This window comes from Arthrobacter sp. CG_A4 (genome assembly GCF_035985125.1).
Taxonomy (GTDB): Bacteria; Actinomycetota; Actinomycetes; order Actinomycetales; family Micrococcaceae; genus Arthrobacter.
Window position 1 is genome coordinate 1 of the sequence record NZ_JAXCID010000061.1, and the last position, 15300, is coordinate 15300.

The 15300-nt window shown below is 66.1% G+C and carries 17 protein-coding genes; 11 read left to right on the forward strand and 6 right to left on the reverse strand.

The genetic code is table 11. The features are described 5' to 3' along the window. Nucleotides 1–393 precede the first annotated feature (393 nt). The 4 genes from RCH07_RS17925 to RCH07_RS17940 all read left to right on the forward strand — a co-directional run bounded on the left by RCH07_RS17925 (nt 394) and on the right by RCH07_RS17940 (nt 3976). Nucleotides 394–543 (forward strand): hypothetical protein, encoded by a 150-nt coding sequence (locus RCH07_RS17925; RefSeq protein ID WP_326968848.1) that lies wholly within the window; start codon nt 394–396, stop codon nt 541–543. 157 nt (nt 544–700) lie between these two features. Next, nucleotides 701–2296: a multicopper oxidase family protein gene (locus RCH07_RS17930; RefSeq protein WP_326968849.1), complete on the forward strand. Its 1596-nt coding sequence runs from the start codon at nt 701–703 to the stop codon at nt 2294–2296. Nucleotides 2297–2308: 12 nt separating this feature from the next. Next, nucleotides 2309–3214, forward strand: a complete 906-nt coding sequence (lgt, locus tag RCH07_RS17935; protein ID WP_326968850.1) for a prolipoprotein diacylglyceryl transferase — start codon at nt 2309–2311, stop codon at nt 3212–3214. Nucleotides 3215–3355: 141 nt separating this feature from the next. Beyond that, nucleotides 3356–3976, forward strand: a complete 621-nt coding sequence (locus RCH07_RS17940; protein WP_326968851.1) for an L-threonylcarbamoyladenylate synthase — start codon at nt 3356–3358, stop codon at nt 3974–3976. A gap of 15 nt (nt 3977–3991) precedes the next feature. On the opposite strand, the gene RCH07_RS17945 is transcribed toward RCH07_RS17940, so the two are convergent. Together RCH07_RS17945 and RCH07_RS17950 are read right to left on the reverse strand one after the other, a co-directional pair. After that, nucleotides 3992–4279: a hypothetical protein gene (locus RCH07_RS17945; RefSeq protein ID WP_326968852.1), complete on the reverse strand. Its 288-nt coding sequence runs from the start codon at nt 4277–4279 to the stop codon at nt 3992–3994. Nucleotides 4280–4499: 220 nt separating this feature from the next. Continuing rightward, nucleotides 4500–5360 carry an AfsR/SARP family transcriptional regulator gene (locus RCH07_RS17950; RefSeq protein WP_326968853.1) on the reverse strand — a complete coding sequence of 287 codons (861 nt, stop codon included), beginning with the start codon at nt 5358–5360 and terminating at the stop codon, nt 4500–4502. Nucleotides 5361–6731: 1371 nt separating this feature from the next. Between RCH07_RS17950 and RCH07_RS17955 the strand changes: the two genes are divergently transcribed. Together RCH07_RS17955 and RCH07_RS17960 are read left to right on the forward strand one after the other, a co-directional pair. After that, nucleotides 6732–7235 (forward strand): HtaA domain-containing protein, encoded by a 504-nt coding sequence (locus RCH07_RS17955; protein ID WP_326968854.1) that lies wholly within the window; start codon nt 6732–6734, stop codon nt 7233–7235. 321 nt (nt 7236–7556) lie between these two features. Further along, the gene (locus RCH07_RS17960) at nt 7557–9065 is read left to right on the forward strand and encodes a sensor histidine kinase (protein ID WP_326968855.1); all 1509 of its coding nucleotides are present in this window, start codon (nt 7557–7559) and stop codon (nt 9063–9065) included. On the opposite strand, the gene RCH07_RS17965 is transcribed toward RCH07_RS17960, so the two are convergent. Both RCH07_RS17965 and RCH07_RS17970 read right to left on the reverse strand, forming a co-directional pair. After that, nucleotides 8986–9696: a response regulator transcription factor gene (locus RCH07_RS17965; protein WP_326968856.1), complete on the reverse strand. Its 711-nt coding sequence runs from the start codon at nt 9694–9696 to the stop codon at nt 8986–8988. The two genes, RCH07_RS17960 and RCH07_RS17965, sit on opposite strands and share 80 nt — an antisense overlap. A 232-nt stretch (nt 9697–9928) precedes the next feature. Then, on the reverse strand, nt 9929–10195 hold the full coding sequence (locus tag RCH07_RS17970; RefSeq protein WP_326968857.1) for a hypothetical protein: 267 nt from the start codon (nt 10193–10195) through the stop codon (nt 9929–9931). A gap of 409 nt (nt 10196–10604) precedes the next feature. Here RCH07_RS17970 and RCH07_RS17975 point away from each other — a divergent pair, with 409 nt between their 5' ends. The 4 genes from RCH07_RS17975 (at nt 10605) to RCH07_RS17990 (ending at nt 12635) form a co-directional block, all read left to right on the forward strand. Next, nucleotides 10605–10907 (forward strand): DUF4193 domain-containing protein, encoded by a 303-nt coding sequence (locus tag RCH07_RS17975; RefSeq protein WP_056426952.1) that lies wholly within the window; start codon nt 10605–10607, stop codon nt 10905–10907. A gap of 174 nt (nt 10908–11081) precedes the next feature. Further along, nucleotides 11082–11486 (forward strand): cupredoxin domain-containing protein, encoded by a 405-nt coding sequence (locus RCH07_RS17980; protein WP_326968858.1) that lies wholly within the window; start codon nt 11082–11084, stop codon nt 11484–11486. A gap of 32 nt (nt 11487–11518) precedes the next feature. Continuing rightward, nucleotides 11519–11950 carry a hypothetical protein gene (locus RCH07_RS17985; RefSeq protein ID WP_326968859.1) on the forward strand — a complete coding sequence of 144 codons (432 nt, stop codon included), beginning with the start codon at nt 11519–11521 and terminating at the stop codon, nt 11948–11950. 49 nt (nt 11951–11999) lie between these two features. After that, a complete protein-coding gene (locus RCH07_RS17990) occupies nt 12000–12635 on the forward strand; it encodes a TMEM175 family protein (RefSeq protein ID WP_326968860.1) in 636 nt (211 codons plus the stop codon). 25 nt (nt 12636–12660) lie between these two features. Here the strand turns inward: RCH07_RS17990 and RCH07_RS17995 are convergent, their stop codons facing one another. Then, a complete protein-coding gene (locus RCH07_RS17995; RefSeq protein ID WP_326968861.1) occupies nt 12661–13656 on the reverse strand; it encodes a pirin family protein in 996 nt (331 codons plus the stop codon). A 100-nt stretch (nt 13657–13756) separates the two neighbouring features. Between RCH07_RS17995 and RCH07_RS18000 the strand changes: the two genes are divergently transcribed. Beyond that, nucleotides 13757–14428 (forward strand): alpha/beta hydrolase family protein, encoded by a 672-nt coding sequence (locus RCH07_RS18000; protein WP_326968862.1) that lies wholly within the window; start codon nt 13757–13759, stop codon nt 14426–14428. A 34-nt stretch (nt 14429–14462) separates the two neighbouring features. On the opposite strand, the gene RCH07_RS18005 is transcribed toward RCH07_RS18000, so the two are convergent. After that, a partial coding sequence (locus tag RCH07_RS18005; RefSeq protein ID WP_326968863.1) for a cyclopropane-fatty-acyl-phospholipid synthase family protein occupies nt 14463–15300 on the reverse strand: 838 nt, incomplete at its 5' end.

Genomic DNA, 15300 nt, shown 5'->3' on the forward strand with positions numbered 1-15300 from the left:
CCCAGAGACCCTGCCGAATCCCGGGAACCGGCCCGGCGATTTAAACCCAAAATCGAGAACCCGCCGCTACCCGACTAATGACCCACGCACCTAGCAAGCGGCTCTGCCGGGGCCGGTCCCGTCCGGGACCGGAACCCTTTTGGTTCCGCCCGATACTTGGAGTTCTTTGTGCCACTTGAATCGCCTCCGCGTCTCCGCGCAGCTGCAGTCTCGGGCTCAGCAGCCGCTATTGTCCTGTCCCTTGCCTCCTGCTCGCCGGCCTCCGTCCCGGCAGTCGGCGCTCCGTCATAAGCCGGCGCCGGAACCGGTCTGCCGATCGGGCACATCCACGGCCTGAACGTCAGTGCCGAAACAAGCCAGATACTCCTGGCCACCCAAGAAAGCCTGTAAGACGTGTCCACAAAACCGGCCGTCAAAATCGGTCCAGCCAACAACCTCATGGGATTCACCGCCGCCATGGATCAGGGCGTATTCTACGTTTCCGGCCATCCGGGCCAGGACTCGTTACTGCCCAGCCCGCCGGGCCTGATCAAGACATCCTGACGGGCGCCACGATGCTCATCATCCGGGGCGGGCCTATGGTCACCGGGTTCTAGGTGACGTGGATCAATGAGCTCCAAAACCGCACTAAGAACTTCCTCACCCCTATCTAGTCCCGCACCGCCATGGACCGCCATGGCCTGTTCACAAGGAAACTCATATGAACACCCACCCCGATTACCACCTGGGCCGGCGCCGCCTTCTGGGTTTGTCGGTTGCAGGTGCCGCCGCGGCGGCCCTCGCCGCGTGCTCCACCACACAGGCCCCCGCGGGCATGCCGGAAAGGGTCATGCCCGCTGACGCTCTCGTCGCCGACTACGAAGCCCGGCGGACGTTCGTCCGAAAAACGGTCACCCAGAACCTGACGGCCGCATCTTTCCAGACAACAGTCGCCGGGCAGCAGGCCACGACCTGGGGCTACAACGGCAATCTCACCGCCCCGGTACTCCGGGCCACGGCCGGGGACCGGCTCCAGGTGTCACTGGCCAATAACCTCAAAGATCCCACCGTCATCCATTGGCACGGCCTTGCGCTGCGGAACGATCAGGACGGCGTCCCGGGCGTGACCCAGGATCCGATCGCCGCCGGCGCCGGGTTCACTTACGATTTCCGCCTCGCCCACCCCGGCACGTACTGGTACCACTCGCATATGGACATGCAACGCGAACGCGCCCTCTACGGGGCACTGATCGTCGAGGACCCGGAAGAAAATCTCGTTTACGACCGGGACTGGGTGATTGTCCTGGATGACTGGATGGACGGCATCACCGGAACTCCCGAGGATGTCCTGGCAGAAGTGTCGCAAGGTATGTCGATGTCCGGGATGTCTATGCCCGACATGGACCATGGATCCATGTCGGGGTCCATGGACGCCTCTCCCGCCCCTTCCGGCACAGACGGAGCGACGGGCATGGGAATGAAGCACATGCTGATGGGCTCGCGCAGCGATTTCCTCGGCGGCGACGCCGGCGACGTGCGCTACCCGTTCCACCTGTTCAACGCCAAGGCGCCCGACGAGGCAGAGATCCTGCCCGCCACGGCAGGTCAGGTCATCCGGCTGCGGATCATCAACGCCGCCGGCGACACCGCCTACCGCGTCGGTATCCCCGGCCAGAAGCTCACCCTCACCCACACCGACGGATTCCCCGTCCAGCAGCAGGATGTTGACGCCGTCGTGCTCGGGATGGGCGAACGCATCGACGCGCTACTCACTGTCAGGGACGGGTTCACCCCCGTAGTGGCACTGCCCGAAGGTAAGACCGGCCAGGCTCTGGGCTTTATCAGCACCGGCAGCGGCAAGCAGCCCCTGCCCGCGACCTTGCAGCTGACTCTGGACGGGACCGTCGTCGACGGCGGCCAGCTCAAGGCCGACCCCACGGTCACCCTTGCGGCCAGAACCCCGGACCGCACCCACGAACTCAAACTCACCGGAGGCATGGAAAAATACGACTGGGGCATCAACGGGCAACGCTTTGACATGGACAAGCCCTTCGAGAACGCCTTCGACATCAAAGCCGGCGAACGCGTCGAGGTGAAGTTCATCAACGACACCGATATGTGGCACCCCATGCACCTGCACGGCCACACCTTCCAGATCGGAGCAGACGGGGCCCGCAAAGACACCGTCATCGTCCGTGCCAAACAGAGCGTCACGGTGATCTTCGACGCCGACAACCCCGGCCAGTGGCTCACCCACTGCCACAACGCCTACCATGCCGAACGCGGCATGGTCGGCGTCTTCTCCTATGTCAAATAAGGGACCCCTACCATGAACACCGCTGTCGTCACAGAACTGTTCTTCCCCTCCCCGACCGTCAGTGCCTTCCAGCTCGGGCCGTTGACCATACGCTTCTACGCCCTCGCCATCCTGGCCGGCATCGTGGTGGGCGTCTGGCTGACAGCCCGGCGTCTCCGGACCCGTGGCGGCACCACATCCCAGACTCTGGACATCGTGGCCTGGGCGGTGCCCTTCGGCATCGTCGGCGGCCGGCTCTACCACGTCATCACCGACAACCAGCTCTACTTCGGCCCGGGCAAAGACCCCTGGGCTGCATTGCGGATCTGGGAAGGCGGCCTCGGGATCTGGGGAGCCGTCGCCCTCGGACTCGTCGGCGCCGGGATTGGTGCACGGCGGGCCGGCGTCCCCTTCACTGCGTTTGTGGACGCGGCAGCCCCCGGGCTGCTCCTGGCCCAGGGCCTGGGCCGGTGGGGGAACTGGTTCAACAACGAACTCTACGGCGAACCCACAGACCTGCCCTGGAAACTCCAGATCCACGCCATGAATCCGGCCACCGGCCAGGCCCTCACCGCCGCCGACGGCACGCCGGAGATCCTCGGCTACTTCCAGCCGACCTTCCTCTACGAATCGCTCTGGGTCCTGGCCGCCGCGTCCGTCCTGATGTTCCTGGACCGCAGATACAAGCTCGGAGCAGGATCCGTTTTTGCCCTCTACGTGGTGTTGTACACCGCCGGCCGGTTTGCCTTTGAGCTGATGCGCTCGGACCCCGCCAACCTGATCCTTGGCCTGCGCGTCAACACCTGGGTGGCCGGACTGCTCTTCCTCGCCGGCCTGGTCCTCTTCCAGCGGCTAAGGACCCGTTACCGCTCCGCCGTCCCACCCGCATCCGACCTCAGAGAGAACTCAGACTCGCCCGGCAAAGGAATCCCAGCGTGAGCAACACCCAAAGGCCGCAGGAATACCCACGCTCCGAGGGCCGCTGGGCGCGCTGGTGGCGGCCCTGGCCGCCTGGACTGCCGCCCGGCTGGAGCCCCCGAGCTGAGGCGCCCGGACCGCCGTCGGGCGTAAGCTCGAGGGATGGCGAGATACTTCGATGTTCATCCCGAAAACCCGCAGGCGCGCTCCATCCTCCAGGCCGTGGAAATCGTGCGTGGAGGTGGCCTGATCGCCTATCCGACCGACTCCTGCTACGCCCTGGGCGCCCAGCTGGGAAACAAGGATGCCCTGGACCGGATCCGGGCGATCCGCCATCTGGACAGCAAGCACCACTTCACGCTGGTCTGCAGGGACTTCGCCCAGCTGGGCCAGTTCGTGCAGATCGACAACGATGTGTTCCGCAGCATCAAAGCGGTGACGCCTGGCAGCTACACCTTCATCCTTCCCGCCACGAAGGAAGTCCCGCGGCGCCTGCTACACCCGAAGAAGAAAACCGTCGGAGTGCGGATCCCGGACAACCACGTAGTCCAGGCCCTGCTGACGGAGCTGGGCGAGCCCCTGCTGTCCAGCACATTACTGCTGCCGGATGAGGAAGAGCCGCTGACGCAGGGCTGGGAGATCAAGGAGCGGCTGGACCACGTGGTCGACGCCGTGATCGATTCCGGCGATTGCGGGGCCGAGCCGACCACCGTGATCGACTACTCCAGTGGTGTGGCAGAAATCGTCCGGCGCGGCATGGGAGACCCGTCCCGCTTCGAGTAGACGCAGTTGGCGGCCCTAAACGGGTGCGTTGCCGGCGGGTGTTCCGGCGCGCTGCGGCCGGTGCCGCAGCCAGCGCCGGATCAGGTCCGAGGCGGCCAGCATCCCTGCCACCGGCGAAAGTACCGCTGCGGTGTAGACGAACAGCAGCCAGGTGATCGTGGTCAGCAGCGTCTGGTTGGTGCTCTGCAGGGACAGCCCGCCGTACACGCCCAAGGCCCAGAACAGGACCACCCCGGACAGCACCGCCGCGGCGGGAAAGTACTCGTTCGAAACGGTACTTTTCAAAGTTCTCAACGTTTTCATGGACCCTCCTCATGCCTGGCGGTGGGGATAATCCGCCGGGGTCATCCCAAGTATGGGCCCCGTCGGGACCGGATTCCTGACGAATACGGGCTACGTGATCAAGCTAACAGCGTGACGTCCGGGGGTAACCAATGCCGGCTCCGCGGCGGCCCGTACTCGAGTGTCCGGGCCGGCAGACGTGGCTGCCGTCCCGGTGCCGGCAAACCGGGGGAAGGAGAGGTCAGACAGCGGCGCGGACCCGCTGAAGGAAGGAATCCAGCACGCGTCCGGCGTTCTCCTGCAAGCGGCGTGAGTCCGGCGCCCCCAGCTGGGTGCACTTGGGACCCTGGAGCCGCTCGCCGAGGTAGAGCAGCGCGGCCAGCACCTCTGAGAGCTCCGAGTTGCCCTCGGCGCGCTGCCGCAGGAACCTCAGGTGCGCTGCCCGGAGGGCAGGTCCCGGTGCGCAGCCAAGATCGCGGTCGAAGAGCCGGCGGCAGCGGTCATAGGCGGCGAGGCCCTCAACTGGGAGCCCCGCCTGTTCGTAACCGGCCACCAGCACCGTCCAGGCCCGCTCATTGAGCGGCTCCGAGCGGACGGCCGCCTGGGCGAACTGGATGGCGGCGTCGGGTTTGTCTAGTAGGGCGGCGGTTTCCGCGGCGAAGATCTGGGCCGCCACCCTTTCGGCCGCCTGGCGCGTCCGGGCCTCTTCGGCCCAGTCGGCGACCAGCTCGAAGCCCAGCAGCGGCTCGGCCGAGAGTTCCAGCGCCCGAAGCAGCAGCGCGTGCGCCTCAGCCGGCGCGGACTGTCCGGCAGCACGCACCAGCTGGTGGAAGTTCGCCAGGTCCAGGTCCACGAGGTGCGGATCCAGGACGTAGCCGCTGTTGGCGGTGCGGAGCGGGCCGGTCTTGGTGTGTCCGGGCTGGATCGCCCGCCGGATTCCGCTGACGTAGCTCTCCAGGGTGGCGACGGCCCCGTCGGTGGCATGAGCACCCCAGAGTATTTCTATCAGACGGGTCTTGGAGACGGGTGTCCCCAGATTGAGCAAGAGAATTTCGAAGATGTGCCGGGGCTTGCAGCCGCCCATGTCTGCGGCGGTGAGCAAAGTCCCCTCACGGTTGATTTCGAATGTTCCGAATAGCCTCACTGAAATGGCTGGTGATGAACCGCTGAAATTTTCCACGAAGTTCTCCGATTTCCCCAGGTAAACGAACCCGATCGCAATGTGGAGAGCCGAATCCTCAACGGAACTAGGCAGTGCTGAGACGCTGATCCTTTTTGGCTTTCCATTGAAACCGTGACATGCCGGAAGGGACTCAACAAGCAATGAAACTACCCGTTCTTTACTGAAAGGAAAGTCGGGTACACCGGGAAGTACTGCCGAGTAAGCAGCGGAACGGACTTTGCAGGTACTTCCCGGAACCGACAAGTAGCCTTACGCCGCCAGGGGTTGCGGTATCAAGTACCCGCGAGGCTGGCGGCAAGAAGAGGCGATGGCGCGACTTGGGCGCCTTTGTCCCCGGCCGGCGATGCCAGCTTTTCGCAAGGGCCTGAGCCTACCATCGGGTCTCCGGCAGTTCTCTCCAGCGCAGAAGGGTGCGGACATGAATCCTGCGGCTCCGAAGCGGGCCCCCGCCATGGCCTCCGTGTCCGCGCCCTGCCCCTATGGATGGCACCTTGATGAGTCCTATGCCAGGTTTGGCGTCGCGATCCGCCGGATCGCGGCCCGTCGTCGAACGGCCTGCCGTTGGGGATTCCCAGCGACCGCTGAGGATCTCCTGACCGCCGGCGCCTGGCGGAGTCCATTTCTGGATCTGGTCTCTCCGAGTGCACAGAAGTCCCCGCGGATCAAAATTTACAAGGGCTGACGGCAATCCGATATGGCGGCCAATTCTCGACAACATAAGTGCTGTTTCGTTGGATTACAAATATCTCTGGCGACGATTAACCGCTTCGTAGTGCGGCAGATCCGTTCAGCATTCCGGCTTGTTTCGGTCATCACTTGAGGCACGGCCACCACGCAAAATTCGATCCCGGCACGCAGCACGGCAAGCATCAGGGGCGCACCAACCGCCTCCGCGAAATGCATCTTTTGCAGACTGTCGGCATTCCGCTGACCACACCGGCCGCCGCAGCACCCGTCAGCACCCAAGGGTTGCCGACGGCGATGACCAACTGCCCTAACTTCAGCGCCCCGGCGTCGCCGAATTGTCCCGGCGCCGCCGTCGGCGTCTTGCCGCGCACGATGCGAGGTCCAAGAGCCAGCGGATCCGGCTCGGATCCGGCCGCAAAGTCCGGCGCCGGCGGACCTCCCGACCACCGGGCACCCGGCGGCAGTCCGGTGCCGCGTACGCCTGCAGTCAAAGGCGGTCAGGGAATACGCCGGATGTCCCGGCGCCGGGTTGAGCTTCACGCCTCCGGCGGTCCGCCGCTAGGCTCAGAAGGTGACCAGCCTTTCAGCCACAGGAGAACCCACGTGAACCCAGCGTCCCCTTCCACCGATCCGATGCCACCGCCGGGCCTGAGCTGGGGTATCAAGCGAAGCTTCATCGACTACATCGGCGGCCTGCCGGACGGGTCAGTTTCGGCTGCCGACGGCGCCACTGTGCTTGAATCGGGACTGTTTTGCTTCACCGCCGATGCCTCCGACTACGACGCCGCCCGCGGGACGGGTGTGCTGCGCTTTTTGGGCGATGTCCGGCTTTCCGGCCACCACGGGATGCTGCTGGTCCGGCTGCTGGATCCCTGGATCACCTTCAGCGGCGGCAGCGGGGTCCTGTCCATCAGCACCGGTGACGGCGGCGGCCAGGACCGCTCCACCGTGGGTTTCGTGCGGGCCGAGGCGCCCGTCGACGTCGAGGGGACACTCGTTTGGCAGCACGCCGACGTCGTCATCTCCCCGGAAGGATCGGAGCTGTTCGACGGTCAATACGCCGCCGGCCAGCCGATGGACCCGCTCTTTATCCGCGCCAGGACGTAGGTGCCGCCGATGTTCACCGGCGGGTGCAGCCCCGAACGGACCCGGGCGATGAAAGGGCTGCAGAACGGTACCGTCCGGGACTGCGGTGGCCTGGACACAATCGGGCACACGATGACCGGCCGCACACTGGTTGAGGAGAGCGTGCGGCCGGTAGCCTGCGGTTGGTTCGGGAAACGCGTCCCGTATCCAGTTGAACTTCGTCGTATCCTAACTGTGCCTGATCGCACCTGAGAGGACGCTGAGAAGCGGGGATCCATGCGGGCGTGAAGAAAGTGCCCTTCGGCTGTTGTCCGGAGCCCGCCGTTGCCCCATTCTTGGAACATGGACCAGGCCTCGTCCGATTCGGAGGGCGTTCGGCCCCAGCGCGGCCGGAATCGCTGGGGCGTACGCAAGCGCACAACCGCGACCGCCGTCGCCGTCGTAGCGATGGCGCTGCTGGTCGGTGGCCTGATCTGGCTGGTACTGCTGCAGACCACCCTGGCCGCCTCGACCGAGGCGTCCGCCCGGCAAAAGACCCAGGATGTGATCGCGCAACTGGCGGTGGACCAGGACATTGAGGATGCGATCGAGTACATCCATTCAACCGGATACGCGGGCCAGTTCGTTCAGCTGCTGGATCCGAAAGGTGATGTGGTCGCGGGGTCCGAGCCCAGAATCGCGGTCAAGCCGCTGTCGGCCCTTCGTCCGGGACCTGGCGAAACCGTGGTCCAGGATGTCTCCAGCCTCCCGAATATCGGCCACGACGACGACTTCCACGTGATCGCTACCGGTACGCGGCTGGGCAGCACGGACTACACCATCGTTGTCGCCTCCACGGTGCAGGTCCAGGCTGACACGGTGGCCACGGTGGCCTGGCTGATGCTCGCCGCCATGCCCCTCCTGCTGGCCGTCGTCGCCATCGCCATGTGGTTCCTCGTGGGACGATCCCTGCGCCACGTGGAAATGATCCGCGGCCAGGTGGCGCGGATCAACGCCGAACGCCTGGACGGGCGTATCGATGTGCCACCCACCAGGGACGAGCTGCAGGCCCTCGCGCAGACCATGAACACTATGCTGGACCGGCTCCAGGCCTCGGACCGTGAACAGCGGCAGTTCGTCTCCGATGCCAGCCATGAACTGCGCAGCCCGCTGGCGACCCTGAGCGCCGGGGTGGAGATCGCTGCCGCGGATCCGTCCGGTGCTATGTGGATCCAGATGAAGGACGTTCTATCCGGCGAGACCGCCCGCATGCGCTATCTGGTGGAGGACCTGCTGACGCTGGCCAAAGCCAACGACGGCGGGCTCGCCATCGAGTCCGCGGACGTGGACCTGGACGACGTCGTGGAGCAGGAAATCCGCCATCTGCGTTCGGCGGGACGGCACCAGGTCACGGCCGATCTCACTCCCGTCAGGATCAAGGGGGACGCCCGGCGGCTGGCGCAGGTGCTGCGCAACGTGCTCGACAACGCGGACCGCCATGCGCTGTCGCGGATCCGGATCAGCCTTCGCACCACCCCCAGGGGAGCTGTCGTGTCGGTGGATAACGACGGCGACCCGATTCCCGAGACGGAACGGCAACGGATCTTCGAGCGGTTCGTCCGGCTCGACGAGAGCCGGTCCCGGGAAGGCGGCGGCAGCGGGCTCGGGCTGGCCATCGCGGCCGGAATCATGGCAGCGCATCACGGGACTATCCGGGCCACCGAGAGCCCGGCCGGTGATTGCCGTTTCGAGATGGTGTTCCCGCTGGCCGGACTGCCGGTTCCCTCCCCCGTTATGTCACCGGCGGCCGTTCGACCGCGCGCTCAGGGATCCGCCCGGCACCAAGCAGGTATCCCATCCCCCGGACCGTAACCAGGCTGTTCAGGCCGAACGGCGCGTCAATCTTGCGCCGCAGGTAACCGATGTAGACCTCCACCACGTTGTCTCCGCCGTCAAAGGCGGAGTCCCAGACATTGTCCAGGATCTCGGCCTTTGACACGATCTGGTCGTGCCGGCGCATCAGGTACTGCAGCAGCCCGTACTCCCGCGCCGTGACGCTGATCAGGGTTCCGCCGCGGCGGACGCTGCGGTCCACCGGATCCAGCGTCAGGTCACCCACCGTCAGAACCACAGGCCGCTCGGGGGCGCCGCGGCGGATCAGCGCCCGGATCCGCGCCACCAGCACCAGGAAGCTGAACGGTTTGGTCAGGTAATCGTCGGCGCCGAGGTCAAAGGCATCCGTCTGGTCATATTCGCCGTCCTTCGCCGTGAGCATCAGCACCGGAGTCCAGACCTTCCGCTGCCGCAGTTCCCTCAGGACGTCATAGCCGTTCTTCAGCGGCAGCATAAGGTCCAGAAGAATGACGTCGTAGGCGTTCTCCGTCGCCGCTGAAAGTCCGCTGACCCCGTCGTGGGCAACCTCGACGACGAAGCCTTCGTGCACCAGCCCGCGGCGGACTGTTTCCGCCAGGACCTTCTCGTCCTCCACCATCAAAATCCTCATCGCGGGGCTCCTCTCCTGAGAGACAGTATGCCGCCTCCGCGCCGGGTCTATGGCCTACGGCCTATGGAGCACTGTCCGGCAGCCGTCCCGGACGGTTCCGCCGTAATCGGCAGCATTTCACAGCTCCGGCGGCTGACGATGCACTGCCGGACCGGGACGATCACCCGGTCTCCCGAACACCCGGTCTCCCGGCTTGAAGTTACGGGCTGCCTTCCCCGACTTGCTGCTTGCCCTATCTGTCCACGCGGGTCTGCGGAAGATCCTCGGCGGGTCCGAAGAGCCAGCCCGTAACATCACTGCGCAGGACCAGATGCGGCCCCCCAGTCGGGCTGACGCTGCCATTGGTAACGTAGTACCCGCGCCCCGCTCCCGGGCCGCCGGCCGCACGGTCCAGTGCATCAGTGAGCTGTCGGGGCAGGTGCCCCTGGGGGCCGAGGGCCCGCAGGCCGTCGAGTTCCTCCGGGGTGAGCCGTCCCAGCACTGCAGCAATATCGGCCATGGTGGATCCCTTCCGGAGGATGGTGCGTGAGGATTCAGCCTAGGCTCGGGGCATTAACGCCGCGTAAAATCCGGACGACGATCATGGAACAGATGAGTAGGAACATCCGGGGCGGTCCTGCCGTGTTCGAAGAGAGTGCCGTGTTCGAAGAGAGAGCGCACCCGAATGGCGTCCCTACCCCGGCGCCCCCGGGCGTCCAGACTTCGGCCGCCGCTCCTGCGCAGTGACGGACGGGCAACTCAAGGGTAGGCTTCCGGGGCGGGCCGCAGCCGGCACGGATCCCGTCCCTCGGCATCGGTGTTATGAGTGTCACTGCGCCGCTGCCCATTACACCCAGCAAATTAACCGTTGGATGCTGTACCGTTCAATCCCGGGAAACTCAGAACAAACGGAATCGAGAATCAACCAGGTGGCAACCGACTATGACGAAGTTCGATCCGACGTCGCGGAATCACGCAACGCCTCTCTGGAGGCCCTTCGCTCCGCGAATGCGCCGGACGCCCGCAGCGTCACCCGTGAGCTCGATGAGGCTGACACCTCTGAAGGCGTAGAACTGCCGGGCGCTGACCTGTCCGGCGAGGAATTGACGGTCACCGTCATTCCGCAAAAGGAGGACGAGTTCACGTGCTATTCGTGCTTCCTTGTCCGGCACCGCTCCCAGCTCGCCCGCGAAAAGGCAGGCCACTCGTACTGCGCTGACTGCATGAGCTGACTGGCGGACTGCTTTAAGCGCCGGCACGGCCGGTACGGGAGCTTTCGACGGCGGCCCGGCCCCGGTTACGGCGGAAACCACCGCATTCTCGGTGCCAATTCGCTGCGGCGGGCGGACAATGGACAGTAGTTCTACCTGCTGAAGTTGTCTTCCCTACGCAGAGGCTGGTGCGCCATGAATACTGGCAGGGCCCGCCACCGGCGGCTTGCCCCGGTGTTGGCCGTGTTGCTTGTCCCGGTACTAACCGGGCTGGCAGGTTGCGCCGCCGGCGGAAGCCCGGCGCCGTCGTCGTCGGCCAGCCAAACTGCAACCGGCAGTTCGACGGCGGGCGCAACGGCCATCACGATCAAGGACTTCGGCTACGGGGCCCCGGTTACCGTTGCCCCGGGGGCGACGGTGACGGTGGCGAATCTGGACAGCGCGCCACATACTGTGACGGCCGACGATGGCTCAGCGTTCGACGCGAATGTGAAAGGCAGCGGCGCCACCACAACGTTCACGTCGCCATCACAAACAGGGACGTACACCTTCCACTGCACATACCATCCGAATATGCGCGGAACGCTGACAGTGAAATGAGCCTCCGCGGCCGCTCTGAATCATCCGCGGGAGTGAGGTCCAACGGTATGGTCCTCCGGGTGCTGACGGCCATCGCCCTGGTGATCGATGCTGTGGTCCACATCCGGCTCGCCCCCGGCTATCAGGCCGGCAACCCCGGCGGGATCGGACAAGGCAACCTCTTCCTGGTCGAGTCCGCCGCGGCCGTCCTTGCCGCGCTCTTCGTCCTTCTGCGCGGGAGCCGGGCCGCCTATGCGTTTGCCCTGATGGTGGCCCTGAGTGCCTTCGTTGCCGTCGTCCTTTACCGCTACGCCGAAATTCCGGCGTTCGGACCGTTCCCGGCAATGTACGAGCCGGTCTGGTTCTTCGAGAAATCCTTGAGCGCCGTGGCGGAGGCAGCCGGGGCGGTCCTGGCCGGGATCGGTTTCGTCCGGGCAGGGCGCACCGCCGCGCCGTCCGGCCGGCCGGCCGGCGAGCCGGCGTAGGCTCTCCGCGGACTAACGCAGGATGTCAGCCGCGCCATGAATACACGCCATGAATAAGAACCGGCTGGAGACGTTCAGCGATGGTGTGCTGGCCATCATCATCACCATCATGGTGCTGGAGCTCCATGTCCCCGCCGAGCCGACCTGGCGGGCACTGCTCGAGGAACTGCCGACGTTCCTCAGCTACGCGCTGAGCTTCGTCTACGTGAGGATCTACTGGAACAACCACCACCACTTGCTTCATTTGGCCGGACAGATCAGCGGCGGGGTGCTCTGGGCCAACCTGCACCTGTTGTTCTGGCTCTCGCTGTTCCCGTTCACCACGCGCTGGATGAACACCGCGGGACTGGCGGAGGTGCCCGTGCTGGTGTACGGGCTGAATCTGCTCCTCGCCGCCATGGCTTTCTACGTTCTGAAGACGACCCTGATCCGCCGGCAGGGACGACACGGCGCTCTGGAGCTGGCGCTGGGCCGGGACTGGAAAGGACGGGCCTCCCCCTTGCTCTACATCCTGGGCATGGGCCTCAGCCTCGTGACCCCGGTGGTGGGACTGCTGGTCTACAGCGCGGTCGCAGCCATCTGGCTCATCCCCGACCGCCGGGTGGAGCGTTTCGTCACGCACGGGATGGAACAGGCACCGGACCCCAGTGCCGCGGATCCCGACGGCCAGGCCCGGAACAGCTAAGCCTTGGTCCACCGGTCAGCCGGGGTCAGCCCCGGGGGCGCAGCCGGATGGACGGAAGAACCGGTGCCGGCAGGGGCACGGGTTCCCCCGCCGGAAATGTGCCAAAGCGCGGGCGCCCACCTCCGCCGCTGGCCTCCGTCCGCGGTTCAACGCCGATCTCGGCCTGCCATTGGGCCCGGTACTCAACGATCTCCTCGTGGCTGCGGCCCACAAAGTTCCACCACATCACAATCTGTTCGCCCAGGGGCTCCCCACCGATCAGCAGCACCCGCAACGCTTCGACGCCGGCGGTCAGGGTCAGCGAGGAGCGTCCGGCCGGCAGGTAGGCCAAATGGTCCCTGGCGACGAGGTGCCCATCCAAGCCGAGAGTTCCCTCATCCACCAGCAAGCCGTGTTCGAAGCCCGCTTCGACGCTGAGCGTCAGCGTCGCCCCGGCGTCGAGGAGGATTTCCGCCCCCACCAAGGGAGTGTGCGTGCCGACCGGCGATGTGGAGCCGGCCAGCGACCCCAGGAAGACGCGCATGGTCCAGCCATCCCCGCTCAGCGGTTCAGGACGGTAATGCTCGAAGGTCGGCTCCATCTGGCGGACGCCGTCCGGCAGAGCGACCCAGAGCTGCGCGCCGTGCAGGACCCGGGTGGCCGGGGTTGAGATTTCGGAGTGGCTGATTCCCCGGCCGGCGGTCATCAGGTTGACTTCGCCCGGCCGCACGGCGGCATGGAAGCCGGCCGAGTCGCGGTGTTCGATCTCGCCGGTAAAGAGCCAACTGACAGTCTGCAGCCCGGTATGCGGGTGCTGTGGAACCCTCATGCCGCCGGTCTCCCTGATGCGGTCCGGGCCGTAGTGGTCCAGGAAACACCATGCACCGATCAGGCTGCGCTGGCGTTGGGGAAGGGTGCGGCGCACATCCATCGCCCGCGGGCCGCCCAACGGAACCTGCCGCGGAACCATAATTTCCACACCACCGCAGCCGGTGTCGGCTTCGCAAATGATTTCCTGGGGGGCAATTTCGGTATTGCTCATGAGGTCAGCCTAGCGCCGCCCGGACGCCGTAGCCCGGGCCCGGCCCGGGGCCCAGGGTCCCGGGTCCGGGGTTGCTGGCGGCACCGGGCATCATGGAGATATGGCCACCCTCGAGTCCCCCATCACGTTTACCATCGGCGAAGCCGCAGTTTCGGGAGTCTATGCCCGGCCTGACAATCCGCTGGCGACGCTCGTCGTGGCCCACGGAGCAGGGGCCGGGATGGAGCATCCGTTCCTGGCCGGCTTCACCCGGGCGTTGAATGAGGCGTCCGTCGCGACCCTTCGCTTCAACTTCCCGTACCGCCAGGCCGGCCGGAAATTCCCGGACCGGCCGCCGGCAGCGATTGCCGCCTGGCGGGCGGCCATGGACGAGGCCGGCGCCCGGGCGGGCGGCGAGCCGCTGTGGGCCAGCGGAAAGTCGTTCGGCGGCCGGATGGCATCGATGGCCGCCGCCGAGGGGATGCCGGCCGCCGGGCTGGTCTACCTCGGCTACCCGCTCCATCCGCCGGGCAAGCCGGAGAAGATCCGCGACGAACATCTCTACGGGCTGACCCGGCCCATGCTCTTCCTGCAGGGAACGCGGGATCCTTTTGCGACCCCCGGGCTGCTTGAGGCGGTGGTTGCCCGCATCGGGCCCTCGGCCACCCTGGAGTGGCGTGCGGGCGGCGGTCACACTTTCGAGGTTGCAGGAATAAAGCGCCGTGCGGAGGACCTCGGGGCGTCGCTGGCAGCATCCACGGCGGCGTTCATTGTGGCGCACAGCATCGGCTGACCCGGCCTGCCAGGGAGGGAGCCCGGCCAGCTCCTCAGCTCCAGTCACCGCGGCGCAGCGGCGGTTCGGCGCCGCCGGCCCGCCGCACCAGGACCTGGTTCACGCCGGTTATTCCGGCTTCGAAGCCAAGGGCGCTGGCCGCCATGTAGAGGCGCCACACCCGGGCCCTCCCCTCGCCGGCGGCCCGCACAGCCGGCGTCCAGTGTTCCTCCAGATTCTGCACCCACGCGCGGAGCGTGAGCGCGTAGTGGCGGCGCAGCGCTTCGACGTCGAGGACTTCGAATCCGCCGGACTCCAACGCGCCGATCACCTCGGCGAGGCTCAGCATCTCGCCGTCGGGGAAGACATAACGTGGAATGAAGGAATCCGGGTCCGGGTCGGTGGGACCTGCGTTCCAGGAAATGGCGTGGTTAAGCAGCCGGCCGCCGGGACGAAGCAGCCCGTGCAGCCGGGAGACGTAATTGGGCATCTGCCCGCGGCCCACATGTTCGGACATCCCGATGGAACTGATCGCGTCGAACGGCCCGTCGGCTACGTCACGGTAATCCTGGACCCTGATCTCCACCCGGTCAGTCAACCCGGCGTCCGCCACCCGTTTGCCGGCGAGCGCCGCCTGTTCACCGGACAGCGTGACACCCACGACGTCGGCCCCGTAGTTACGGGCGGCGTGCAAGGCAAAGCTGCCCCAGCCGCAACCGACGTCGAGTACCCTCATGCCGGGATGGAGCCCCAGCTTGCGGCAGACGAGGTCCATCTTCGCGTTCTGGGCCGCATTCAGGCCGGTGTCCGGACCGTCCCAGACCGCGCAGGAGTAAACCATGGACGGGCCGAGGACGAGGGCATAGAAGTTGTTGCCAACGTCGTAGTGGTGC